The 23523-nt window shown below is 68.3% G+C and carries 27 protein-coding genes; 13 read left to right on the top strand and 14 right to left on the bottom strand.

The features are described from left to right. Positions 1-4: 4 nt before the first annotated feature. Together NMQ11_RS05035 and NMQ11_RS05030 are read left to right on the top strand one after the other, a co-directional pair. Positions 5-859, top strand: a complete 855-nt coding sequence (locus NMQ11_RS05035) for a universal stress protein (protein ID WP_255170313.1) — start codon at positions 5-7, stop codon at positions 857-859. Between the two features lie 36 nt (positions 860-895). Then, positions 896-1156: a hypothetical protein gene (locus NMQ11_RS05030; protein ID WP_255170312.1), complete on the top strand. Its 261-nt coding sequence runs from the start codon at positions 896-898 to the stop codon at positions 1154-1156. A gap of 28 nt (positions 1157-1184) precedes the next feature. Here NMQ11_RS05030 and purH read toward each other — a convergent pair whose 3' ends face one another. Continuing rightward, complete coding sequence (gene purH / locus NMQ11_RS05025) at positions 1185-2807, bottom strand: bifunctional phosphoribosylaminoimidazolecarboxamide formyltransferase/IMP cyclohydrolase (protein WP_255170311.1); 1623 nt, start codon at positions 2805-2807, stop codon at positions 1185-1187. Between the two features lie 167 nt (positions 2808-2974). On the opposite strand from purH, the gene purB reads away from it, so the two are divergent. Then, positions 2975-4354, top strand: a complete 1380-nt coding sequence (gene purB / locus NMQ11_RS05020; protein WP_255170310.1) for an adenylosuccinate lyase — start codon at positions 2975-2977, stop codon at positions 4352-4354. Between the two features lie 18 nt (positions 4355-4372). Here the strand turns inward: purB and NMQ11_RS05015 are convergent, their stop codons facing one another. The 7 genes from NMQ11_RS05015 to dapA all read right to left on the bottom strand — a co-directional run bounded on the left by NMQ11_RS05015 (position 4373) and on the right by dapA (position 11332). After that, entirely contained in the window at positions 4373-5398 is a 1026-nt protein-coding gene (locus NMQ11_RS05015) for a DUF2332 domain-containing protein (RefSeq protein WP_255170309.1), read from the bottom strand. A gap of 73 nt (positions 5399-5471) precedes the next feature. After that, positions 5472-6596, bottom strand: a complete 1125-nt coding sequence (locus NMQ11_RS05010; protein WP_255170308.1) for a M20 family metallopeptidase — start codon at positions 6594-6596, stop codon at positions 5472-5474. Continuing rightward, entirely contained in the window at positions 6593-7435 is an 843-nt protein-coding gene (gene dapF / locus NMQ11_RS05005; RefSeq protein WP_255170307.1) for a diaminopimelate epimerase, read from the bottom strand. The genes NMQ11_RS05010 and dapF overlap by 4 nt, the downstream gene beginning before the upstream one ends. Further along, entirely contained in the window at positions 7432-8817 is a 1386-nt protein-coding gene (lysA, locus tag NMQ11_RS05000) for a diaminopimelate decarboxylase (RefSeq protein ID WP_255170306.1), read from the bottom strand. Before lysA ends, dapF begins: the two co-directional genes overlap by 4 nt. Further along, a complete protein-coding gene (locus tag NMQ11_RS04995; RefSeq protein ID WP_255170305.1) occupies positions 8814-9641 on the bottom strand; it encodes a 2,3,4,5-tetrahydropyridine-2,6-dicarboxylate N-succinyltransferase in 828 nt (275 codons plus the stop codon). Before NMQ11_RS04995 ends, lysA begins: the two co-directional genes overlap by 4 nt. Next, positions 9638-10402, bottom strand: coding sequence for a 4-hydroxy-tetrahydrodipicolinate reductase (gene dapB, locus NMQ11_RS04990; RefSeq protein ID WP_255170304.1), 765 nt, complete (start codon positions 10400-10402; stop codon positions 9638-9640). Before dapB ends, NMQ11_RS04995 begins: the two co-directional genes overlap by 4 nt. After that, positions 10403-11332, bottom strand: a complete 930-nt coding sequence (gene dapA, locus NMQ11_RS04985) for a 4-hydroxy-tetrahydrodipicolinate synthase (protein WP_255170303.1) — start codon at positions 11330-11332, stop codon at positions 10403-10405. 333 nt (positions 11333-11665) lie between these two features. On the opposite strand from dapA, the gene NMQ11_RS04980 reads away from it, so the two are divergent. Further along, the gene (locus NMQ11_RS04980) at positions 11666-12490 is read left to right on the top strand and encodes a M48 family metallopeptidase (RefSeq protein ID WP_255170302.1); all 825 of its coding nucleotides are present in this window, start codon (positions 11666-11668) and stop codon (positions 12488-12490) included. Positions 12491-12536: 46 nt separating this feature from the next. Next, entirely contained in the window at positions 12537-13034 is a 498-nt protein-coding gene (locus tag NMQ11_RS04975) for a LabA-like NYN domain-containing protein (RefSeq protein ID WP_255170301.1), read from the top strand. 29 nt (positions 13035-13063) lie between these two features. On the opposite strand, the gene NMQ11_RS04970 is transcribed toward NMQ11_RS04975, so the two are convergent. Further along, positions 13064-13237 (bottom strand): hypothetical protein, encoded by a 174-nt coding sequence (locus NMQ11_RS04970; RefSeq protein ID WP_255170300.1) that lies wholly within the window; start codon positions 13235-13237, stop codon positions 13064-13066. 132 nt (positions 13238-13369) lie between these two features. Between NMQ11_RS04970 and NMQ11_RS04965 the strand changes: the two genes are divergently transcribed. The 3 genes from NMQ11_RS04965 to NMQ11_RS04955 all read left to right on the top strand — a co-directional run bounded on the left by NMQ11_RS04965 (position 13370) and on the right by NMQ11_RS04955 (position 15217). Then, positions 13370-13858, top strand: a complete 489-nt coding sequence (locus NMQ11_RS04965) for a PUA domain-containing protein (protein ID WP_255170299.1) — start codon at positions 13370-13372, stop codon at positions 13856-13858. Positions 13859-14085: 227 nt separating this feature from the next. After that, positions 14086-14475, top strand: coding sequence for a nascent polypeptide-associated complex protein (locus NMQ11_RS04960; protein WP_255170298.1), 390 nt, complete (start codon positions 14086-14088; stop codon positions 14473-14475). A gap of 1 nt (position 14476) precedes the next feature. Continuing rightward, entirely contained in the window at positions 14477-15217 is a 741-nt protein-coding gene (locus NMQ11_RS04955) for a methyltransferase domain-containing protein (RefSeq protein ID WP_255170297.1), read from the top strand. Positions 15218-15276: 59 nt separating this feature from the next. On the opposite strand, the gene NMQ11_RS04950 is transcribed toward NMQ11_RS04955, so the two are convergent. Both NMQ11_RS04950 and NMQ11_RS04945 read right to left on the bottom strand, forming a co-directional pair. Further along, positions 15277-15585 carry a transcription factor S gene (locus NMQ11_RS04950; protein ID WP_255170296.1) on the bottom strand — a complete coding sequence of 103 codons (309 nt, stop codon included), beginning with the start codon at positions 15583-15585 and terminating at the stop codon, positions 15277-15279. Positions 15586-15678: 93 nt separating this feature from the next. Next, on the bottom strand, positions 15679-15936 hold the full coding sequence (locus tag NMQ11_RS04945) for a DUF5789 family protein (RefSeq protein ID WP_255170295.1): 258 nt from the start codon (positions 15934-15936) through the stop codon (positions 15679-15681). 117 nt (positions 15937-16053) lie between these two features. On the opposite strand from NMQ11_RS04945, the gene NMQ11_RS04940 reads away from it, so the two are divergent. Next, positions 16054-17352, top strand: coding sequence for an MFS transporter (locus NMQ11_RS04940; protein WP_255170293.1), 1299 nt, complete (start codon positions 16054-16056; stop codon positions 17350-17352). A gap of 58 nt (positions 17353-17410) precedes the next feature. Then, complete coding sequence (locus NMQ11_RS04935; protein ID WP_255170292.1) at positions 17411-17911, top strand: DUF5797 family protein; 501 nt, start codon at positions 17411-17413, stop codon at positions 17909-17911. Between the two features lie 24 nt (positions 17912-17935). Here the strand turns inward: NMQ11_RS04935 and NMQ11_RS04930 are convergent, their stop codons facing one another. Beyond that, positions 17936-18979 (bottom strand): DUF5787 family protein, encoded by a 1044-nt coding sequence (locus NMQ11_RS04930; protein ID WP_255170291.1) that lies wholly within the window; start codon positions 18977-18979, stop codon positions 17936-17938. 99 nt (positions 18980-19078) lie between these two features. Here NMQ11_RS04930 and NMQ11_RS04925 point away from each other — a divergent pair, with 99 nt between their 5' ends. After that, positions 19079-19507, top strand: coding sequence for an RDD family protein (locus tag NMQ11_RS04925; RefSeq protein WP_255170290.1), 429 nt, complete (start codon positions 19079-19081; stop codon positions 19505-19507). A gap of 64 nt (positions 19508-19571) precedes the next feature. On the opposite strand, the gene NMQ11_RS04920 is transcribed toward NMQ11_RS04925, so the two are convergent. Next, positions 19572-20009 carry a bis(5'-nucleosyl)-tetraphosphatase gene (locus NMQ11_RS04920; protein ID WP_255170289.1) on the bottom strand — a complete coding sequence of 146 codons (438 nt, stop codon included), beginning with the start codon at positions 20007-20009 and terminating at the stop codon, positions 19572-19574. A gap of 110 nt (positions 20010-20119) precedes the next feature. Between NMQ11_RS04920 and NMQ11_RS04915 the strand changes: the two genes are divergently transcribed. Then, positions 20120-20458 carry an uS10/mL48 family ribosomal protein gene (locus tag NMQ11_RS04915; protein ID WP_255170863.1) on the top strand — a complete coding sequence of 113 codons (339 nt, stop codon included), beginning with the start codon at positions 20120-20122 and terminating at the stop codon, positions 20456-20458. A 65-nt stretch (positions 20459-20523) separates the two neighbouring features. Continuing rightward, positions 20524-21792: an amidohydrolase gene (locus tag NMQ11_RS04910; RefSeq protein WP_255170288.1), complete on the top strand. Its 1269-nt coding sequence runs from the start codon at positions 20524-20526 to the stop codon at positions 21790-21792. Between the two features lie 315 nt (positions 21793-22107). Here NMQ11_RS04910 and NMQ11_RS04905 read toward each other — a convergent pair whose 3' ends face one another. Further along, positions 22108-23517, bottom strand: a complete 1410-nt coding sequence (locus NMQ11_RS04905; RefSeq protein WP_255170287.1) for a geranylgeranyl reductase family protein — start codon at positions 23515-23517, stop codon at positions 22108-22110. Positions 23518-23523: the final 6 nt, after the last annotated feature.

Genomic DNA, 23523 nt, shown 5'->3' with positions numbered 1-23523 from the left:
GTGAATGCCCGACGCCCGTCTGCTCGTCCCGGTTGCGAACCCCGAAACGACCGACCGACTGCTGGACACCGCGATCGACGTCGCCCGCGACCGCGACCTCGAGATTCTCGTCCTGACGGTCATCGCCGTCCCGCCCCAGCTGGCGCTCGAGCACGCGCGGGCGAACTTCGACGTCGACGACGCCGAGGGGGTCGTTCACGACGCCGTCGAGCGGGCGCAAGCGGCCGGCGTCGCCGCCACCGGCCGAGTTCGGTTCGGCCGCGGCGTCGCGACGGGTATCGTCAACGTCGCCGAGAGCGAGGACGTCGAGACGATCCTGCTCGGCTGGCGGGGTCGACCGCGTCGACGGGAGATCGTTCTCGGGAGCTACATCGACGAGGTGCTCTCGGAGGCCCCCTGTGACGTGCTCGTCAAGCGGATCGACCGCGATCCGGGACCGATCTCGTCGGTGCTCGTCCCGGTCGCCGGCGGGCCGAACACCGAGTACGCCGCGGCGGTCGCCGGCGCGCTCGCGCGGGCATATGACGCGGAGATCGAACTGCTGACGGTCGTCTCCGACGCCGACGAGGAGACGATCGCCGACGCCAGGACGCTGCTCACCGAGACGTCGACAGCTCTCGGTGCGGTCTCCTCTGTCACGGAGACGGTGCTCGAGGGGTCGGTCGTCGAGACGGTGCTCGAGCGGACGGCCGACCACGACGTGACCATTCTGGGAGCCGCCGAGAGCGGGCTGATTCGCCGTGCGCTCGTCGGCGACGTGCCGGAGGCGATCGCCCGCGACGCCTCGGGCGCCGTCCTCATGGCCAAGCGCCACCAGCCCACGACGAGTCGGCTGTGGCGCCTGCTCAGGCGCCGGTGACGAACGGTTATTGGTGTGCGCCTGCTACGGTACCGTATGGCAGACCTCAACAGCGAGATGGGGGACGTCCAGTCGGAACTCGACGAGGTTCGAACCCTCCTCAGAACGGAACTCCCCGAACTCTTCGAGTTCGACGTCGTCGTCGGCAACATCTCCTACAACGCGAACAACAACAGCGTCTCGGCCACCGTCGAGCCGAGTTCCGAGGCCCGGTCGCAGCTCTCGGACGAACTCGGCGGCGTCGCCGTGAGCACGGAGGGCAGACTCGAGTTCGAGTTCGGCTTCACACCGAAGTAGCGCCGTGCGGTGATCGGCGGCGCTCCCCTCAGTCGTGGCGGAACGACCGCTGTCCCGTAAACGTCATCGCCATGCCGTGGTCGTTCGCCGCCCGGATCACGTCGTCGTCGTTGACCGAGCCGCCGGGCTGGACGACCGCCTCGATCCCCGCCTTTGCTGCCTCGTCGATTCCGTCGGGGAACGGGAAGAACGCGTCGGAGGCCATCACCGCGCCCTCGGCGGACTTCCCTTCGGCGTGTTCGTCGGCCTTCATCGCCGCCAGTCGGACGGCGTCGACGCGGGAGACCTGCCCCATTCCGATGCCGACCGTCTCGGTGCCTTTCGCGAACAGGATTCCGTTGGACTTGACGTGTTTCAGCGTCTGCCAGGCGAACACCATCGACTCGAGTTCTTCTGGACCTGGCTCGCGGTCGGTGACGACCTCGAGGTCGTCCACCGAGAGCGACTGCGCGTCCCGCTCCTGGACGAGTCGGCCGCCGACGAGCGGTTTTTCGGTGAACCGCTCCGGTGTCCCCTCGAGGTCGCCGACGGCGAGCACGCGCAGGTTCGCCTTCTCACACAGGATCTCGAGCGCCTCCTCACTGTATCCCGGCGCGACGACGACCTCCTTGAACGAGTCGACGACGGCCTCGGCGGTCGCGGCGTCGCACTCACGGTTGAGCGCGACGATGCCGCCGAAGGCGCTCATCGGGTCCGTCGACAGCGCGCGGTCGTAGGCCTCCGAAAGGGAGTCGGCGGTCGCACAGCCCGCCGGATTGGTGTGCTTGATTACCGCCGCGGCGGGTCGGTCGAACTCTTTGATGAGATTCAGCGCGCCGTCGGCGTCGTTGTAGTTGTTGTACGACAGGGCCTTCGCGCCCGCGTTCAACTGGTCGGCGCCGACGACGCTCGCTTCCTCGCAGGTGTAGTCGACGTACACCGCCGCGTCTTGGTGGGGGTTCTCGCCGTACCGGAGGGTGTCGAGGCGGTCGCTCGAGGTGAGTCGGCGAGCGGCCAGTCCGCCGTTGTCCGCCCGATCCGCGGCGACGGAGACGGTCTCGCGCTCGAAGTCGATCTCGGCGGCCCCGGTCGCGACCCACTTCACGGCCCGCGGGTACGCCCGGAACTCGCCCTCGTAGAGCACCCGTTCTTTGAGGGTTGCCTCGTCGTCGCCCTCGTACACCGCCACCGGCTCCTGTGTGACGATCGGTCCCATGTCGACTTCCTCCTCGAGCACCTCGCCGTCGTCGTCGGTCGCGTCGGTGACGACGTGGACCGTACAGCCCGTCACCGAGACGCCCGCCTCGAGGGCGTCGCCCCAGGCGTTCGTGCCGGGGAACGCCGGTAGCAGCGAGGGGTGGACGTTCAGGGTCGTCGGCTGGACCTCGAGGAAGGTATCGGAGAGGATTCGCATGTAGCCGTCGAGACAGACCAGATCGTACTCGTAGTCGGCGAGGGCGTCGTTGACCGCGCGCTCGTGCTCCCGGCGCCCCATCCCCTCCTCGAGCGGGACGACTTCGGTCGGGATGCCGCGCTCGGCGGCGGCCTCGAGTACCGGCGCGTCCTCGGTGTTCGTCAGCACGACGGCGAGTTCGGCCCCGCCCGGCGTTCGGGCGTCGATGTTCAGGAGGTTGCGCCCGCGGTTCCCGGCCAGTCCGGCGAGTCTCGTCATAGTCGACCACGCGCCCGCGAACGGCAAAGTGGTTGCGGTCTCGAGCGAGCGAGTATACACGACGGTGCATCTCTCAGGGCGATGAGTCGCCTGGTAACGGCGAATGTATGCACGCCCGTGGGTTCCGTTCCGATACGCTTTTCTCCCGCGCTCGAGCATCCACGCACGTGACCGACTCACTGTACAGCGTCTCGCCGCTCGACGGCCGGTACGGCCGGCGGACGGAGCCGCTTTCGCCCTACGCCAGCGAGGCCGCGCTGATGCGCGCCCGCGTTCGCGTCGAAGTCGAGTACCTGCTCGCGCTCGCCGACCTCGAGGCGACGCCGCTCTCGATCGACGCCGAGGAGCGCGACCACCTCCGCGGGCTCTACGAGGCGTTCGACGCGGACGACGCCGCACTGATCAAGAAACTCGAGGTGTCGGGCCACGAGGAGTACGAGGCGACGAACCACGACGTCAAAGCCGTCGAGTACTTCGTTCGCCACCGCCTGCCCGCGGAAAGCGAGGCGTCGGCGTGGATCCACTTCGGCCTGACGAGCGAGGACGTGAACAACCTCGCCCACCGGCTGCTGGTTCGGGGCGCGGTCGACGACGTGCTCCTGTCCGCGCTGTACGACGTGCGCGACGCACTCGAGACGATGGCCCGCGAGCACAGGGGGGTTCCGATGCTCGCTCGCACCCACGGCCAGCCCGCCACGCCGACCACCTTCGGCAAGGAGATGGCCGTCTACGCCGGCCGACTGGGTCGGGCGACCGGCCGCATCCGCGGGGCGACCGACGAGTTGCGCGGGAAACTCGGCGGGGCGTCGGGCACCTACGCCGCCCACGTCGCCGCCTACCCCGCGGTCGACTGGCCGGCGTTCGCCCGCGAGTTCGTTACCGGACTCGGACTCGAGTTCGAACCGCTCACCACACAGGTCAACCCCTGTGACGACCTGGCGGCGGTCTTCGACGCCGTCCGCGGGGCGAACAACGTCCTGATCGACCTCGACCGGGACGTCTGGCTCTACGTGTCGGATCGGTATCTGGGACAGGAGGCCGTCGCGGGCGAAACGGGCTCCTCGACGATGCCCCACAAGGTGAACCCGATCGACTTCGAGAACAGCGAGGGGAACCTCTCGAAGGCCAACTCGGATCTGGTCTTTCTGGCCGACTACGTCACCACCTCCCGGCTCCAGCGCGACCTCTCGGACTCGACGGTCAAGCGCAACATCGGCGCCGCGTTCGCTCACTGCCTCATCGGCTACGGGAAGACGAGCGCCGGTCTCGAGAAGGTCGTTCCCAACGAGCAGGTCATGCGCGCGGAGCTCGAGGACACCCCCGAGATCATCGGCGAGGCGGTCCAGACGATCCTCCGGCGGGAGGGACAGGAAGACGCCTACGAGCGGGTCAAGGAGCTGACCCGCGGGCGGGAGGTGACGCTCGCGGACTTCCGCGAGCTGTTCGACGACCTCGCGGTGAGCGAGTCGGTCCGCGAGGAGCTGCGGGGGCTCGAACCGGCGACGTACACCGGCGTCGCGGACGAGCTGGTCGACGACCTGGACTGATACCTGTTCCGGCTCGGCTTACGTTCCCTGCCACCGTATCCACTCCCCATACGGCTCGAACCGCGCGATCTGTGACGTGGTCGCTTCCCCGTTTGCGAACGTCACTAACCGGTACGTGGGCTCGCCGAGCCCTTCGTCCGGGTCGATCGAGAGCCAGTGAACCGGCTGCTCGGCGCTGTGACTCGAGAGGAGCGACCGGAGAGTCGCGATCGTCTCCTCGTCGAGCTGGTAGAGCACGTGCGTGCTGAACACGACGATTACTGCCCGGTCGGGTGCCGCGGAGAGCCGGTCGGGTAGCTCCTCGAGTGCGCCACCCTCGACGAGCGTCGGTCGATTCTCGCGCGCAACCTCGATCGCTGCAGCCAGCCGCCGGTGTCGTCGCTTTCGTTCCGGATGAACCAGCGCGTGAAGCCACCGTGCATCAGCTTCGTCGGTCGCGTCGAGCGTGTTCAGATCGATTCCCCACCGGTGCGAGACCGCCGGAAACTCCTGAGGGAGCGGCGGCCGACGATCGCCACGCACCTCGCTCGTGATCGTCACCGGCGACTCGGTCTCACCGACTGCACCGACCTCGCCGAAGTCGTATCGGTACCGATCCCAGTTGAGGTTGAGCCCGGCGCTCGTTCCGATCTCGATCTGCACTAGCGTGTCGGACGTCGCGGTTCTGGCGACGTGTTCGAACGCCGGCAGCAGGACCGCCGACCGGCCGACGTCGTTCGTCTGACAGCGGCGGGTCGAGATCACGGATCGTAGCCGGTCTTCGTTCGCCAGACAGAAGTCGCGGAAGTGAGAGACGGGGTCGCCGTCGACGCTGGCGCGGTCGCACGTGGGGTAAAATCCCGCGAGTGGATGATCCTGTCCCTCCAGTAGCAACGCGTGAACCGCTGCGAGCAGGAGTTCCGGTTCGGGCTGTCCCATCGGTGCTGCCGCCGCGAGTTCGAGGAGTCGCTCGTCGTCGGCAGCCGCTTGGCTCAGTCGCGCGTACAGCGGTGATCTGTCCGCCACCCAGTTGGCGTACCGTGCGAACGCTTCCGCGGTGGACATGACCACGTGTTCCGGCCCACCCGTTGTAAATCCCACATTTCGAGGACACCGGTGACGCCGCGACCCCGTTGCGCTACTTGAAAAGCGCCTCCAGCCCCTCTTCGAGCGCCGACCCCGCCTCGAGTACGTCCGCTTTCCTGACGTACTCCCGCGGTGCGTGGGCGACGGCGCCCTCCTCGTCGGCCAGCGCCCCCGGACCGAAGACGACCGTCGGCGCGTACTCGGCGAAGTACGACGCCTCCGTCGCGGCGCCGAAGGGACGGACCGCCCCGCCGGACGCCGCTGCCAGCGCGGCGACGATCTCGGCGTCCGGGTCGGTCGCCCAGGCCTCGAGGAACGGCGTCTCCCGGTCGGTGAACGAGAAGTCGACGCTCACGTTCTCCGGAACCGCGGCCTCGAGGTGCTCGACCAGCACCTCTTCGAACCCCGCGGCGGTTTCGGGGGGAACGCTTCGCCGGTCGATCGTCAGCGAACAGTCCGCGGGGACCTGGTTGGTCGCCTCGCCGCCGCCGACGACCGTCGGCGTGAGCGTCGCCGGTCCCAGGTCGGGGTGAACCGGCGGGGCGTCCGGCCGGTCGCCGAACGTCTCGAGCGCGCGGAGGACCGGTGCGAGCGCCGCGACGGCGTTCGTTCCCGACTCCGGTTCGGCCGCGTGGGCGTTGGCCCCCTCGAGGCGGATCGTTCCCTGGAAGCGGCCCTTTGCGGCGGTACAGACGTCGAGCCCGGTGGGTTCGCCGACGAGGACGGCGTCGGCGTCCCGGATCGGCGACTCGGCGGAACTCGCGAGGGCGTAGGCGCCGGTCGACAGCACCTCCTCGTCGGGCGTGATCGCGAGCGTGAGTCGGCCGTCGCGGGGGTCGGCGGCGAGGAAGGCGGCGACCAGCGCCGCCAGCGGCCCCTTCGCGTCGCAGGCGCCCCGCCCGCGGACGACCTCCTCGTCGCGCTCGAACGGGACGTGCGGTGAGACGGTGTCGACGTGGGTGTTCAGGACGACGTGCGTGCCGTCGGCGCCGCTTCGCCCGGCCGACGCGCCTCTAGTTGCCACCACGTTCCCCGCGTCGTCCACCGCGGGGTCGACGCCGTGGCGCTCGAGTGTCTCACAGAGGAGCTGTCGCACCGGCCCGACGTCCTCGTGGGAAGGGCGCTGAACGGCGGCCTCGAGAAACGCGAGCGGATCGAACGCCTCGGTCGGGCTCACGTCTCGACCAGCGGGGGGATCGCGCGCACGTCGCCGTCGAACTCGTGTTCGACGGGACCGACGAGGACGGCCCGGCCGCGGGCGTCGAACTCGATGCGAAGGTCGCCGCCGGGCGGGCGGACGTCGACCGAGTCCGCGTCGGTCTTGCCGAGGCGGCGGGCGACGGCCGCGATGGCGAACGCGCCGGTGCCGCAGGCGTCGGTTTCGCCCTCGACGCCGCGCTCGTAGGTCCGCTGGCGGAAGCCGCCCTCGCCGTCGGGACTCGCCAGGTTGACGTTCGCACCGTCGAGGAACCGGTCGGCGTGGCGAACGGGCGGCGCGACGGACTCGAGGTCGACCGCGTCCACGTCGTCGACGAACGCGACCGCGTGGGGGACGCCAGTGTCGACCGCGCTGACCGCGAGGCCTTCGATCTCCTCCTCGAGAACCGGCTCGCTCGCGATGATCGGGATTCGCTCGGGCTCGAACCTGGGGGTACCCATCTCGACGGCGATCTCGCCGTCGTGGGTGCGGCTCGCGTGGCGGGTGCCCGCCTGGGTGTCGATCATCACTTCGTCGCTGCCGGTGCGGCGCATGGCCCACTCGGCGGCACACCGGGCGCCGTTACCACACATCGCCGCGGTTCCGCCGTCGGGCTGGACCAGCGTCATCACGACTCTGGGAGGTGTAAACGCGGGCTCGAGGGCCAGAAAGAGGACGCCGTCGGCGCCCACGCCGTCCTCGCGGTCGCACTCGCGGGCGGCGAGGGCGCCGCGGTCGGGGACGCGTTCGGTCGCGTCGATTATCAGAAAGTCGTTGCCGGTGCCGTGGTACTTCTCGTATGGTACGTGTGCGTTCATGATCGTTCGATCCTCGGTTGCGCGTTTCCCCCCGCTTCCCTCTCGTTTTGTTCTCGTGCGGTTCGTTCCGGCCTCGTGACGTCGGCCACCGTCTCCCGAACGCGGGAGAGGCGAACCTCGTCGCCCTCGGCGACGACCGAGGCGGGGCGGGGCCGGGAGTTGTAGTGGTTCGCCATCTCGTAGCCGTAGGCCCCCGCGTTGCCGATCGCGAGGACGTCGCCGCGCTCGCTGTGGGGGAGCGGCCGGTTCTCACAGAAGACGTCCGAACTCTCGCAGATCGGGCCGGCGACCGTCTGGGGGACCGTCTCGCGGTCATCGGCGTCAGTTGCGAGGTTCCGGATCGGGTGGGCGGCATCGTACATCGCGGGCCGAAGCAGGGTCGTCATGCCAGCGTCGGTCCCGACCGCGAGCGTGTCCCGGGCCGCCTTGACGGTGTTCACTCGCGTCAAGAGCACGCCCGCGTCGGCGACGAGGTAGCGGCCGGGTTCGATCGTCAGCCGGGCGCCGACCTCTCCGAGTGCGGTTCGCGTGGCGTCGGCCACCGCCTCGAGGTCCAGCGGCTCCTCGTCGGCGTCGTAGGGAACACCGAAGCCGCCGCCGACGTCGACGAACTCCAGGTCGCCGACCTCGTGAACGACGTCCCGCGCGAGGTCGCCCATCCGCGAGACGAACTCCCGGTGGGCCTCGAGCTGGTCGGCCGAGACCCCGGAGCCGACGTGGGCGTGAACCCCGACGACGTCGAATCCTCGTTCGGCGGCGTCGGCGAGCACTGAGACGGCGCGCTCTGCGGGAACGCCGAACTTCGCGGTCGCGCCCGTCTCCACCTTCTCGTGGTGGCCGGCGCCGACGCCGGGGTTCACCCGCAGACAGAGTCGGCCGTCGTAGCCCCGCTCTGCGAGCCGGTCGATCGTGTCCTCGGCGCCCGCGGTGATCGTCAGTCCCGGGTACTCCGCGGCGGTCTCGACGGCGTACTCGAGGTCGGCGCTCGGCGGGTTGACCGCGGTGTAGTGGACGCGGGAGCCGTCCGGGTCGAGGCCGTCGGCCGGCGGGACGCTCTCGGCGGCCGCGAGCGCTCGCTCGAGTTCCCCTGCAGAAGCACATTCGAGGCCCGCGCCGGCGGCGAGCAGCGCCTCGAGGACGTCCGCGAGCGCGTTCGCCTTCACGGCGTACATGACCTCCGCGTCGGGAAAGGCGGCCTCGAGGCGGGCGTGGTTCTCCCGCACTCGATCGAGATCGAGGACGTACAGCGGCGAGCCGTAGCCGGCCTCGAGGTCGCGCAGGGCGGCGGCGTTCCAGTCGGCGAGGCGGCGGACGGGCGGATTTTCGCCGCTGGCGGAAGCGGTCGATACGGCCGCGTCTTCGCTCTCGTCACTTTCGCTCACGACCGAAGCACCTCCTCGCGTTTCGTCGCCTCGAGGGTGCGGTCCTCGAGGGCCGTCGCGACGACGGCGGGCTTGTAGGCGCCGCCGTCGAACAGGTCGTGGTCGCCGATCGAGGACTCGACGAACCGAGTAAAGGCCCGCCGTTCGGGCGGGAGTTCACCGTACAAAATGTCCTCCTCGACGAGGTCGTACACCGGAATCCGGGGCGTCAGCAGGGTGTTTTCGCCGACGACGCTGTCCTCGCCGACGACGAACCCCGAGGTGACCCGACAGCCCGCGCCCAGGGAGACGCCGTCCTCAATCACGACCGGCGCGGACTCGACCGGCTCTAAGACGCCGCCGATCAGGGTGTTCGCGCCCAGTTTGACGTCGGCGCCGATCTGGGCGCAGGAGCCGACGGTGTCACAGGAGTCGACGAGCGTCCCGTCGCCGACGTGGGCGCCGATGTTGACGAACGCCGGGCTCATCAGGATGCAGTCGGACCCGACGTGAGCGCCCCGCCGGACGACGGTGCCGTCCGGCGTATTTCTGGAGCCGCGGTCGCCGTACTCGCTCGTTTCGGCCAGCGGGAGCACGTCGTTGTACGCGACCCCGCCGTACTCGCGGACCTCGGTGCTTCGCAGGCCGAAGTTGAGCAGGATCCCCTGCTTGACCCACTCGTTGGCCTCCCAGGCGCCGTTTCGGTACTCGGCGGCGCGGATCTCGCCGGCCTCGAGGGCGTCGAGGAACGCCTCGAGGGTCGCGCGGTCGTCCCCGTCGGCGTCGACGTCGTCGGCTTCGTAGCGGCTCCACAGGTCGGTGATGTCGGTTTCCAGCGTACTCATGCGTCTACTACCTCATCGAACCCGTACCAGCCCGCCTCTCGGTCGGCGAGCCAGACGGCGGCGTCCACCGCGCCCGCGGCGAAGACGCCGCGGTCCTCCGCGCGGTGGGTCAGCCGGATCTCCTCGTCGTTGCCGGCGAACAGGATCTCGTGTTCGCCCGTCACGTTCCCCGCACGGATCGCGTGGACCCCGATCTCGCCCGCGTTCCGCGGGGATTCGCCCTCGCGGCCGTGAGTGCGGCCCGAAAAGTCGCCGTTCGCTTCGATCTCTGCGAGCAGTCGGTTCGCCGTCCCGCTCGGGGCGTCGCGCTTCCCGCCGTGGTGGGTCTCGATCAGTTCGACGTCGTAGCCCGGCACCTGTCGGACGACTTCGCCGACGACGTTCACGAGGACCTGTACGCCGCGAGCGAAGTTCGGGGCGTGGAGCACCGGCGCGTCGTCGGCGGCCGCCCGCAGCTCCTCGAGGCGCTCGTCGTCGAAGCCGGTCGTCCCGGTGACGAACGCGACGCCCGCGTCCGCACAGCTCTCCGCGTAGGCGAGCGCGGACCGCGGGCCGGTGAAGTCGATCACGACGTCGGGCTCTCGCTCCGCCACCAGCGGCTCGAACTCCGCCGCCGCCTCGAGTTCGACGCCCTCGACCGCGTCCTCGGTCGGCGCGCGGTTCACCGCGAAGACGAGTTCGCCGTCGGGGCGGTCGCGGACGGCGTCGATCACTTCCCGGCCCATCCGGCCGGCGCCGCCGGTGACGCCGATCCGTACCATCTACCGATCACCTTCCGGCGAGACGTCGGCGACGCCGGTCGGGGATCGCTCGAGCGCCGCGAGGACGTCCTCGAGCCCCTCCCGGTACTCCGCCGAGAGCCGCGAGAGCGGCGGGCGGAGTCTCGCGGGGCCGTAGCCCCGGATCTCCATCGCCTCCTTCACCGGGATCGGATTCGTCTCGACGAACAGTTCGCGCATCAGCGGGCCGAGTTCGTGGTGGATCGCGCGGGCGCGCTCGTAGTCGCCCTCGAGGGCGGCGCCGACCATCGCGACGGTGCGCTCGGGCTCGACGTTGGCTGCGACGCTGATCGCGCCGTCGGCGCCCACCGAGAGCATCGGCAGGGTGAGCGCGTCGTCGCCCGAGAGCACCGAGAACTCCGCGTCGGCGGTTCGCTCGACGATCTCGCCGATGACGCCGAGGTCGCCTTCCGCGGCCTTGTAGCCGGCAACGTTCTCGTGGTCTGCGAGCGAGACGACCGTGTCGGGCTCGATCGTTCGACCCGTTCTCGAGGGAACGTTGTAGACGATCTGCGGAACGTCGACGGCGTCGGCGATGCGGCGGTAGTGATCGAGCAGGCCGCGCTGTTCGGGCTTGTTGTAGTACGGCGAGATCAGGAGGAGGCCGTCGGCGCCGGCATCGGCGGCGCGTTCTGAGAGTTCGAGCGCCTCGCGGGTGTTGTTGGAGCCGGTGCCGGCGATCACGGGCACGTCGGAGACGGCGTCGACGACCGCCTCGACGACGCGAACGTGCTCGTCGTGGGTGAGCGTCGCGGACTCGCCGGTGGAGCCGACGGGAACGAGGCCGTCGACGCCGGCGGCCTCGAGCCGTCGTGCGTCGTCGCGGAGTGTTTCGAAGTCGATTCGTTCGTCGGCGTCGAACGGCGTGCACATCGCCGGAAAGACGCCGGTGAGGTCGAGATCGTGTGTCATCGTGGGTTGTCAGTGAGTGTCGTGGGTGTGTGGTAAACCGTCGCAGTGATACGTCCGGGTGCCAGTGAGGCGTGGAGTTCGATTCGCGCCCGAAACGAGGATGCCAGTCTCGCAGCGAGCACTAGAACACGCGTTTTTTGGCTGTAAAACGAGGTGTAGCCGCGCCGCTGGTGTCGGCGGAACCGACGACGGGAGCGACGTGGCGCATATAGGGCAAAGGGAACCGTATCCTCTTATTCGTTGTGCCTCGCGGCAAACGGTGCCGCGAGCCCGTGTCACGCCGCCGCATAGCGTTCCGCGTCATTTATGCCGTCTTCTTACTAATATCGGGCCATGACAGATTTCGGACTCAAAGTTCGGATGGCGATCGTCGGCACGATCCTGTTCGCCTTCTACATCGGCGCGGCGACCGCGCTGGCGATTATGTTCGGCGTCAACATCTGGCTCGTCGCCGGCGTCGGGATCATCGTCCTGCCCGCGTTCCAGTACAAACTCGGCAAGTGGATGGCGCTCAGGGGGGCCGAAGAGATGCCCGAGGAGGGCCCCTACCAGGAGGTGCACATGATGACCGAGTCGCTCAGCCGCGACATGGGCGTGGACAAACCCAAGCTGATGGTGATGGACATGGGCGTCCCCAACGCCTTCGCCGTCGGCCGGAAGGGCGCGGGCGTCGTCTGCGTCTCGACGGAGCTGATGCAACTGCTCTCGCGGGACGAACTCGAGGGCGTCATCGCCCACGAGATCGCCCACATCAAGAACCGGGACGTGATCACGATGGTGATCGGTCAGTCGATCGGGATGCTCGTCGGCTACGTCGCCTACTTCGCGGTGCTGTTCGGCGGCGAGCGCAACATCGGGACGTACATCCTCGCCATCGCCGCCTCGACGATCGCGAACATGCTCGTGATGATCTTCGTGCTCGCCATCTCGCGGTACCGCGAGTACGTCGCCGACGACGACGCCCGCCAGGCGATCGGCAGCGGCGACCCCCTCGCGCGCGCCCTCGAGAAGATCTCCCAGGGTGCCCAGGGGCGCGAGTCGAAGATGGACGACAGCATGAGCGCGCTCTGCATCCTGAACGTCGACAAGAGCGCCTTCGCGAAGCTGTTCTCGACGCACCCGCCGACGGAGAAGCGCATCGCGAAGCTCCGCAGCTAACGCGGCGAGGGAAGCGGTTTTCACGGTCGGGTGCACACGGTAGCCCGTGACGAACGTTCATCCGGGCCAGCGCGTCGCCGTTCTCGTCGACGCCCAGAACCTGTATCACACGGCCCAGAGTATCTACAGCCGGAACATCGACTACTCGTCGCTGCTCGAGGAGGCAGTCAGCGACCGCCAGCTCACGCGCGCCATCGCGTACGTGATCCGCGCGGACTCCCCCGAAGAGGAGAGCTTCTTCGAGGCGCTGGTCGACATCGGCTTCGAGACGAAGATCAAGGACATCAAGCGCTTCTCCGACGGGACGAAGAAAGCCGACTGGGACGTCGGTATGAGCCTCGACGCGGTCACGCTCGCCAACCACATCGACGCGCTCGTGTTGTGTACCGGTGACGGCGACTTCTCGCGGCTGTGTTCGCACCTGCGCCACGAGGGCGTCCGCGTCGAGGTGATGGCGTTCGAGTCGTCGACCGCCGAGGAACTGATCGACGCGGCCGACTCATTTCGCGACCTGGGCGAGGAATCGGAAACCTTCCTGCTCTGAGGCGGCCACCCGCAGCCGACTCGAGCCGGCTACGGCCGGAGGTCGCCAACGGTGCCGACCACCAGCGCACCGCCGCCGAGTAAGAGCGCGGCGACCGACAGCATCGAGACGACGAGGTGCGAGTCGATCACCGCGGGACCGGCGAACGTCAGGCTGCTTACGCCGAGCAGTGCGACACCCAGGGCGATCTGTGTCCCGTCCATCTGAGCCGCGATACCTCCCCGACGACTATAATTTTCTTGGTTTTCGAACTCGAATGGTAGTTACTGACACGTCACGCCGTGGCGCTGCTCGCGGTCGAAGCGCTTTCGAGCCGTCGCCGTCAACGGCGAGCAATGAGTGTCGAACACGACGCGGACGACGAGCGCGGAAGCCTCCGCACCATCGCCGACTACCAGTTCGGAGCGGACGCCGGCGCAGCGCTGTTCCCGCCCGCCGAGGAGCTGACGGTAACGCGCACCTCCTCGGGTCGCCCCCAGCAGATCCACGCCGAGGGCGGCCGGCTCGTCTCCTTCGGGACCGACGGCCGGTTCACGCTCGGCCTCGAGGGCGGCCGGCGACTCCGGGACGCCCTCGAGGCGCCGGCCTACCGGGTCGTCGTCGACGACGAGAGCGAGCCGTTCGTCCGCGACGGGAAGAACGTCTTCGCGAAGTTCGTCCTCGAGGCCGACCCGGAGATTCGACCCGGCGACGAGGTGCTCGTGGTCCACGAGCGCGGCGACCTGCTCGCGGTGGGGCGGGCGGAACTCGACGGGGAGGCCATCTTCGAGTTCGAGACGGGGATGGCGGTTCACGTGCGCGAGGGCGCGCCCGCGGAGAACTGACCGAAAGCACCGTAGTAGCTGTCACGGTCGTCGTGGCCGGAAGCTGACTCGAGCAGTTCGAGAGCCGTGCGATCCAGCGGAAGGGAACGCTCTCTCGCGAGGCTGGCGTCGTGCTCACGGATCGGAATCGCGGATGTTCTCGAGGGACGGTGCGCTGTGTGGCAGCGAGGCTGCCGTGAGCGCGCCAGACCGCAGAGTAAAAGGTCGCGGGTAGTGTTGTACCGCGTATGTTTGGAGGAGGCGGCGGACTCAACCCGCGCAAGATGGAACAGATGATGAAACAGATGGGGATCGACGTCGACGAAATCGACGCCGAGGAGGTTATCATCCGGACCGCGGACCACGATCTCGTGTTCAGCGATCCCGACGTCACCAAGATGGACGCTCGCGGCCAGGAGACCTACCAGGTCATCGGCAGCCCCGAGGAACGAGAGCGCGGCAGTTCCGGCGGAGCCGAGACGGACGCGGACGCGGACGCGGATGCTGGAGGGGCCGAGATCCCCGAGGACGATATCGAAATCGTCGCGATGCGGACCGGCGTCAGCGAGGACGAGGCGCGCGCAGCCCTCGAGGCCAACGACGGCGACCTGGCCGCGGCGGTCGAGGAACTCGAGTAGAGTGGCGGACCGACGACTGCTACTCGTCCGGGGCGACCGCGAGTTCCTCGTCTCGCCCGGCGAGGAGATGGGGACGGATCTGGGGGTGCTCGAGGTGCCCGCGGACGCCGAACCGGGCGATACGATCGAGACGCACCTCGGCGAGACGTTTCGCGTGCGAAAACTCCGGGGGCCGGATCTCTTCCACCAGTTCGAGCGAACGGGCGCGCCGATGGTGCCCCGCGACGTCGGCCTCGTGATCGGCGAAACCGGCATTGGCGTCGGCGACCGGGTGCTCGACGCGGGCACCGGGACGGGCGTGCTCGCGGCGTCGATGGCCCGCGCGGGGGCGGACGTCGTCACCTACGAACGAAACCCCGAGTTCGCCGACGTCGCCCGCGAGAACATGGACCTCGGGGGCGTCTCGGAGTCGGTCGAGGTCCGGACCGGCGACGTCCGCGACGACCTCGAGGCGCTCTCCGAAACCGCCTTCGACGTCCTCACCCTCGATACGGGCGACGCGCCGTCGATGGTCGAACACGCGCCCGAACTGCTGGCCGACGGCGGCTTCGTCGCCGTCTACAGCCCGTTCGTCGAGTCGACCCGCGAGGTCGTCGAGGCGGCGCGGGAGGCCGGCCTCTCGGGGATTCGGTGTCGGGAGACGATCCAGCGGTCGATGGACTTCGACGAGCGCGGCTCGCGGCCGTCGACGGCGCCCGTCGGCCACACGGGGTACCTGACGATCGGGCGCAACGAGCGCTGAGCGGGTTCGAAGCCACGGTTCGCGTTTTCACGGTCGGTTCGCTACCGCGAGGGGGAGCGCTAATTATCGTCTTCGCGCCACTTGTACTCGCACTCGGTGCAGATGAAAAACCGGGTTTCGGACTCGTCTGCGGATCGAATCTGCTGCATGTACCAGTAGGCGCGGTCGTTGCCACACTCGGGACAGTGTGCATCGGTTTCGGGAAGCGACGTCTCCTCGGAGGATTCGATGACCTCCGTGGCCTCCTGGTCCTCCGTGACGGTGTACTGGGCGGCGTCACCCTTCGGTTTCGTCGAGCCACAGCTGCCACACACCCAGGCGCCGTCGTCCGCTTTCATCATCGAACCGCAGTCGTCGCAGAACTCCATTGTGCCCGGAGTAGGCGGGCGAGAGAACTTAAGAGACGCGTTTGTCCTCGCCGGCGACCGGTACCCCTCGAGCGTCGGCGGCGCTTCGAACCGCTATCCTTCGCCTTCGGACTGGTAGGGCTCGCCGACGGCCTCGCGCGGGAGCACGTTGTACAGGCTGTCCTCGAGGTCGTCGGTCGACTCGAACGACTCGCTTCTCGTGCGCTCGATCATCGCCCCCAGGTTCTCCTCGCCGTCGGCGAGCAACAGGGTGACTTCCTCGAGTTCGCCGGCCGCCTCGTCGCGCGCGATTGGATACGAGAGTTCGTCGAGAACGGACTCGACCCGGCTGAGTTTCACGTCCACGTCCATACCGTGGGTTCGCCGTCCGTGATCTTGTAGCTCTGTACCCGCTCGAGAGAGTGTCCCGTCCCCCTGAAATTTCGATTCGAAACCATCTTTCCCGCCGACCGCACACCTGAGAGTGTCGTGTCTCTCTCGAGTCGCGTCGCCGCCGCGTTCGCCGTCGACCGGCGAGTGCTGGCGCTCGCGTTCGCGCGGATGGCCGACGGCGTCGGGAACTCGTTTCTGATCGTCGTCATCCCGCTGTACGTCGTCAGCGACGTCGTCGGCGGCGCGACGTTCGGGTTGGCCGAGGCGATGATCATCGGGATCATCCTCTCGCTGTTCGGCTTTCTGAACAGTATCTGCCAGCCAGTTACGGGGCGGCTCTCGGACCGCGCCGGTAAGCGGAAGCTGTTCATCCTCGTCGGACTGGGCGGGCTGACGGTGACGAACCTCGCGTACGTCTTCGCGGAGTCATACGCGTCGCTGGTGCTCATCCGCGGACTCCAGGGGGTGAGCGTCGCTTTCATCGTCCCGACGTCGATCGCGCTCGTCAACGAACTCGCGACGACCCGAGACCGCGGCGGCAACATGGGCGTCTACAACACGTTCCGGCTGATCGGCTTCGGCGCCGGTCCGGTCGCCGCTGGCGCCGTGGTTAACGCGGGTCCCTACGCGCTCCCGGTCGCTGGCGGGGCGACGATCAGCGGCTTCGACGCCGCGTTCTACGTCGCAGCGGTCACCGCCGCGCTCAGCTACCTCCTCGTCACCGTTCTGATCACCGACCCGGAGGCGACGCAGGCGAGTGCGGGCGACGACCTCGCGATCGCGATCCGGGACCCCTCGGGTCGGAACCTGCTCGACCCCACGTTCACCCTCGGGGTCGCCACCCTGTTCATGGCGACCGGGATCGCGCTGTTCGCGACGATCCAGCCCCAGGTCAACGAGCGCCTCGCCCAGGGAGCGACCTGGTTCGGCCTCCAGTTCGCCGCGTTCGTCATCGCCCAGATCCTCCTCCAGACGCCGATCGGGCGGGCCTGCGACCGGTACGGCCGACGGCCGTTTATCGTCGCGGGGATGGTGTTGCTGGTTCCGACGACGCTCGTCCAGGGGTTCGTCCTCACCTCCGAGACGATGTTCGCCGCCCGCCTGCTCCAGGGGGTCGCGGGCGCGATGGTGTTCGCCCCGTCGCTCGCCCTCGCCGGCGACCTCGCGGGAGAGGGGGAGTCGGGGACCAAGCTCTCGGTGCTCACCATGGCCTTCGGCTTCGGGATCGCGATCGGGCCGCTCACCTCGGGCGCGCTCGTCGGCTACGGCTTTCACGTCCCGTTCGTCTTCGGCGCGGCGCTCGCGGCCGCCGGCTTCGTCCTCGTCTACACCCAGATCGAGGAAACCCTCGAGTCCCCGGCGGCTGGGCCGGTACCCGGAACGACGAACGACTGAGCGGCCGGTAGCGTGACGCAACGCAGAAGTACCGCATCCGCGTACGATTCGACAGACGATGACGCTCTCCGAGGAGGCCACGGACCGGTTGGCGGACGTAGTGGAGTTACAACCGACGAAGAACGCCGAGCTACAGGAGCGCTGGGGAATGGAAAGCGGCAGCGAGGTCCACCAGTACCTCGAGAACGAACTCGGCGACTACTACTTTCGCGACGACAACAGCCTGATCCGGGCGACCGCCGAGGCCGCGGAGCTGGTCGACGTCGAACCGGGCGTCGAGCTTACCGAAGACGAGGGACCACCGTCTCGAATCCGCGTTCCGGAGCTCCAGGCGCAGATCGTCTCCGTCCTCGCGGGTCCCGGCGAGGAGTCCCAGAGCGTCGTCTCCGTCCTTCACAGCCTCCGCGAGGCGTTCGACGTCGATCCGGCGAGCGAGGACGTCCGCTCGGGGCTCCAGAGCCTGCGCCGAAAGGACGTCGTCGACGTCGAGTACCGCACCGTGCCGACGTTTCGCCTCGCCGTCGACCGCGACGACCTCGAGGTCGAGGTTTCGGACTGACCGGCCGCCGGTTCCCCGAAGACCTCACCCGTCCTCGAGTCCCGGCCGCCGGCCCGTCCGCCGCGTCTCGAGTAACCGTTTGTACCGCTTTCCCGGACCGCCCTCGATCGGCCAACCGCGAGTCCGCCAGGCGGGCGGCTCGGGTTCGAACGCCGGACACGAGCCCGCACACTCGGTCGCGGTCTGACAGCGCCCCTTCGCGCTACACCACGGGAGCAACTGCTCGTCGGCGCGCAGTTCGAAGTGCCGACAGTCCGGTCGCATCGTGTCGACGAACGACCGCCACCCCCGCTCGTAGGCGCGTTCGGCGATCTCGAGGCGCATCCGCGCCTTCTCTGCGGGGTCGACGTACTCGAAGCGGGCCGCGGAGGCGTCCCTGCCCGTTCCCGAGGGCCGCTCGAGAATCCGGGTTCCGGGCTCGGAAACGGCGAGCGAGCGGGGGTACCACGCGACCTCGGCCTCGAGACTCTCGGGCTCGAGCGCCAGGATGCCCGCCTCGACCGGCAGGTCCTCGAACAGCGCGGGCTCGACGCGCTCGCCGGTTTTCCGGGTGGCGACCCACACTTCGTCGGCGAGTCCCATCGCGACGTCGTACTCGAGTTGCGGTCCCAGAACGCGGGCGGCGCTCGCGTCGAGGTCCGGCTTGTTCTCGATGGCGATCACCCGCCGGAGCCAGTCGGGGTAGGGCCACTTGCGTCGGATCTCGATGCGATTGCCGCTCCTGCGGCGCTCGAGAACCCCCCGGTCCGCGAGGTCGTGGATCGTCTCGCGAACGTACCGCCACGGGTAGCCGGGGTGGGGAAGGGCGTCGCGGTAGTACGCCCACTCCGCGGGCGCGTGCCGGAACACGTCGAGGGCGTCGCCGTCGAGGCGTTCGGGGCCGAATTTCGCGCGTTCCCGAAGTCCGTCGGGGTCGCACTCGAGGACGATGGTGTCCCAGCGGCGGCGTTTCGTCCCCAGCTGGCGGGCGACGAACGCGTCGCTGTCGCCGTCGGGCTGCCAGTGGTTCTCCGCCCACCGACAGCTCCGGAGTTCGAACTCGAACTCGGTATCGTTTCTGCCTTCCACTGGCCCGGCGTACGGTCGGCGAGCGCAAGTGTACGTCGGTTCTCGAGTGAGTGTTCAACATCGTAACACATATTTACGTTATCTCGAAATCGTCCGGCTATGGACAAACATCCAGCTCCACGAAAGGGAACCGAAGGTGACGCCGTCCTCAAACGGTTCGTCGCGTTCATCCTCGACAGCATCATCCTCATGGTCATTTCGGTCGCGATCATCCTTCCCGGGGCGCTCATCGGGGAAACCGTGGCTGCGCTGTTCGCGCTGGTCGCAGTCGTCGTTTCGCTCGTGTACGTGTTCTTACTCGAGGGGCTCTACGGCTACACGCCGGGGAAGTACGCGATGGGGCTGGTCGTCGTCAAGTCGGACGGCTCGCCGTGTACCGTCGGTTCGTCGGTGATCCGTAACCTGTTGCTGATCGTCGACCAGCTGCCGTTCATGTACCTCATCGGGATCGTCCTGATGTTCGTCACCGACAGGAGCCAGCGCGTCGGCGACCTCGCCGCTGATACGGTCGTCGTCGAGCGGGCGTAAGTCAGCCAAGACCAGGGGCTCTCGCCGCTGCGGTCTCTCCTTTTCACCCGAGCCGCTACGAACCCTAGATTTCGCCCTCGGCCTCGAGTTCGTCGAGGTAGACGTGGGCCTCCTCTAAGATTTCCCGCGGACCGTCCTGCGTGACGGTGTTTACCGCCTGCTCGTAGTCGCGCCACTGGAGGTCGCGGTGTTCGTTCGAGAGCTCCGCGCTCGCCTCGTAGGATTTCGCGATGAAGAGATGAACGGTCTTGTGGATCGTCGTGCCGTTGGCCTCGAAGACGTAGCTGTAGTCCTCGCGAAAGCCGTCGAGTAGTCTGAACTGGTCGATACCTGCCTCTTCCTTTATTTCGCGGATCGCCGTCTGCTGAAGTTCTTCGCCTCCCTCGACACCGCCCTTCGGAAACTCCCAGTCGCCCGGGCGGCTCTTGAGTAGAAGATACTCGCGCCGGCCCCGCGTGTCGCGGAAGAGGATTGCGCCTGCGCTCGTAGCTTCGACTGCCATTACACCAGATAACGTGTGAGACGTTAAGAGAATATCGGACCGCTCGTCCGCCGGCGCAGTATCTCAGCAGGTTTTTACCGCGCGGGCGTCGATACGTGAGTACCACGACCATGACCTTCGTCACCCGCCTCACGCTCCAGAGCGGCGATCGAGCCGCCCTCGACGCGATCGTCGACGACATCAAATCGACCGCGGAACGGAAGGGTGCGGCGCTGAAAGGTCCCCACTCCCATCCACCCGAACGCCTGTCGGTGCCGCGCCACCGGCGGCTCCACGCCGACGACGACCGGCGCTTTTCCTCGTGGGAGTACACGGTTTTCACCCGCGAACTCGAGATCCACGGCCACGACGAGTTCGCCCGCCGGGTCGCCGGTCGGCAGTTCCCGGCGTCGCTGCACGTCGAGGTCGAAGTCGAGCAGATCCACGGGATGGGGCGCGGACGCAACTGACTCGCCGAGCGGTCGAGCCCGCCGGTTTCGGCACTTCTTTTACCGTTTCGTCCCTGCCTCGGAGTATGAACGACGACCTGCTGACGCTGCGTCGCGACCTTCACCGCAAACCCGAACCCGCCTGGTGTGAGTTCTACACGACCGCCCGGATCGTCGAGGAACTCGAGCGGATCGGGGTCGACGAACTCCACGTCGGCCGGGACGCCATCGCCGGCGAGCACCGGATGGGCGTCCCCGACGACGCCGAACTCGCCGAGTGGTACCAACAGGCGCGCGAGTACGGTGTCGACGAGACCGTCCTCGACTCGCTCGAGGGTGGCTACACCGGCGCGGTGGCGGTCCTCGAGCGCGGCGACGGCCCCACGGTCGGCTTGCGCGTCGATATCGACGCCCTCCCCCGCCTCGAGTCCGACGACCCCGATCACGTCCCCGCCGCGGAGGGCTTTCGCTCCGAACACGAGGGCGCGATGCACGCCTGTGGCCACGACGCCCACGCCGCGATCGGCGTCGGGGTGCTCGAGCGAATCGCCGAGAGCGACTTTTCGGGGACCCTGAAGGTGTTCTTCCAGCCCGCCGAAGAACTCGTCGGCGGCGGGAAGTCGATGGCCAAGAGCGAGCACCTGGCCGACGTCGACTCCCTGCTCGCGACCCACATCGGCCTCGACCACCCGACCGGCGAGGTCGTCGCCGGCGTCGACGGCTTCCTCGCGGTCAGCCACCTCGAGGCGACGTTCTCCGGCGAACCCTCCCACGCGGGCGGCCGCCCGGAGGAGGGCCGGAACGCGATCCAGGCGGTCGCGACGGCGGTCCAGAACCTGTACGCGATTCCCCGGAACTCCGGCGGCGCGACCCGCGTCAACGCCGGGATCGTCGAGGGCGGCAGCGCGGCCAACATTATCGCCGAGGAGGCCCGCCTCGTCGCCGAAGTTCGTGGCGAGACGACCGAACTCATGGAGTACATGGACGGAAAAGCCCGGAACGTCCTCCGGTCGGCCGCGACGATGCACGACTGTGACGTCGAGATCGAAACCGGCGCCGAGGCCCCCAGCGCGACGAGCGACCAGGAGCTCGTCGACGTCGTCAGCGAGGTCGCGGCAGGCGTCGACGGCGTCGAGACGATCCTCGAGCGCGACGACCTCGGCGGCAGCGAGGACGCCACCTACCTGATGCGCGAGGTCCAGCAAAACGGCGGCTTGGCCTGCTACGTCGGCGTCGGCACGGACCACCCGGGCGGCCACCACACCTCGACGTTCGACGTCGACGAGGCGAGCATCGGTCACGCGATCGACGTGCTCGCGGGAACGATCGAGGAACTGAGCGCGAATCGGCCCTGACCGGCGCCGGAACGAACGCGCTCGTCGAACGGGTTTTGACAGCGGATCGAACGTCTCCAGAATCGGGTCTAACCGTCGCAGATCCGTACTGGCCGGGAGCGTGCTCGCAGAGCACGCGACCCGGGGGAGGGCAGGCGGTTCACAGTCGCTTCCCGCGAACGAGCCCTTTGGGCGAGTGAGCGGGCCGACGACTGATCCGGAACGAAGTGAAGGGGAAGGAGGAGCGCTTTTGCTCGAGCTTTTACCGAGTGACGACGCGGCGTGCGACAGCAACGCTGTCGTCGTCGCGTCCGAACGCAGCGTAAAAGGTCGGTTTTAGTATTTGGGCTCCGCACCGGTCGTCTCGTACACCGACTCCATCAGCTCGTCGCGCTGGCGCTGCCAGTTCGGCAGGGCGTCGGGTCTCGAGGGATAGCCCTCGTACTGTGCGAGCAGTTCGTCCGCCCGCCGCTTCGTCTGGTAGAGGTTCCAGATGGTGCCCCAGTGGCCCCGGCTCTTGAGCAGGGCCTCGAGTTTGAGCTTCATGCCGATGTCCGTACTCCCCGAGTACAGCGCCTCGGCGAGTTTGTCGCCGGGCATCGCCGCGAGCAGCCCCATCAGGTCGTCGACGTCGACGGCCGTCGAGAGGATGTTGTAGACGTCCAGGGCGGCGTAGCGGGCGCCGTAGTGGTCCATCACCCGCTCGTTGTACCGCCAGAGGGCGTGCTCGCTGACGTCGCCGGCCTCGAGGGCCTCGACGGCCTGCTCGCCGGCGTACTTGCCGGCGTAGGCCGCCCCGGCGATGCCGCCGCCGGTGGTGGGGTTGACGTGGCCCGCGGCGTCGCCGACGGCCATGAACCCCGGTGCAACCGCGGAGTCGTAGGGTCGACGGGTCGGGAGGGCCGCGCCGAGTTTGTTCTCGACGCGGGCGCCCGCGAACTCGGGGCGGTCGCGCAGGTCCCGCTTCAGGTCCTCGACGAGTTTCATGGGCTCCTCGGTCATCTGGAAGCCGAGTCCGGCGTTGATCTCCGTCTCGGTGCGCGGGAAGTACCAGAGGTAGCCCGCCGCGCGCTCGGTGGGTTTGAACACCAGCGCGTCGGACCACTCGACGGGCTCTTCGACGTGGACGATCTCCCGGTAGGCCGAGCAGAACTGCGAGTAGTTGACGTTCGTGTCGAACGTCGAGTCGGAGAAGTCGACCTTGTCCTGGAGCAGCGAGAGCGCGCCCGCGCCGTCGATCACGATGTCGGCTTCGTACTCGAGCGGTTCGCCCCGGCGCATCGCTCTGACGCCGGTGACGGTGCCGTCGTCGGCCTGGGTGACGTCCTGGACGACGGTGTCGTAGTGAAACTCCGAACCGGCGTTCGCGGCACCCTCGATGATCAGCTGGCCGTACTCCCAGCGGTCGATGACGGCGAGTTCGCCGGGGACCGGAATCTCGAGGACGGTGTCCTCCTGGGGAATCTCGAAGCGGCCGTGGTCGACGCCGGTGTTCGTGAACGCCGGCCGGATCTGCTCTTTGGAGATCGCCTCGGGGAAGGCGTCGGCGCCCTTCAGCGCGTCGCCGCAGGCGATGTGGCCGGCCTGTTCTTCGGTTTTCCGCTCGAGGACGACCACGTCGTACCCCGCCCGCGCGATGGTCGCCGCGGCGTAGCAACCCGCCGTCCCCGCCCCGACGACGGCGACGTCGGGCGAGCGGGTCGACCCCGCCGCCGTCGCGTCCGCCGACTGCTCCTGAAGACTCATACCGCG

The sequence above is a fragment of the Natrononativus amylolyticus genome (genome assembly GCF_024362525.1).
Lineage (GTDB): Archaea > Halobacteriota > Halobacteria > Halobacteriales > Natrialbaceae > Natrononativus > Natrononativus amylolyticus.
Note: the sequence above shows the minus strand (reverse complement) of the source record. Positions and strands in the feature narration are given on the sequence as shown.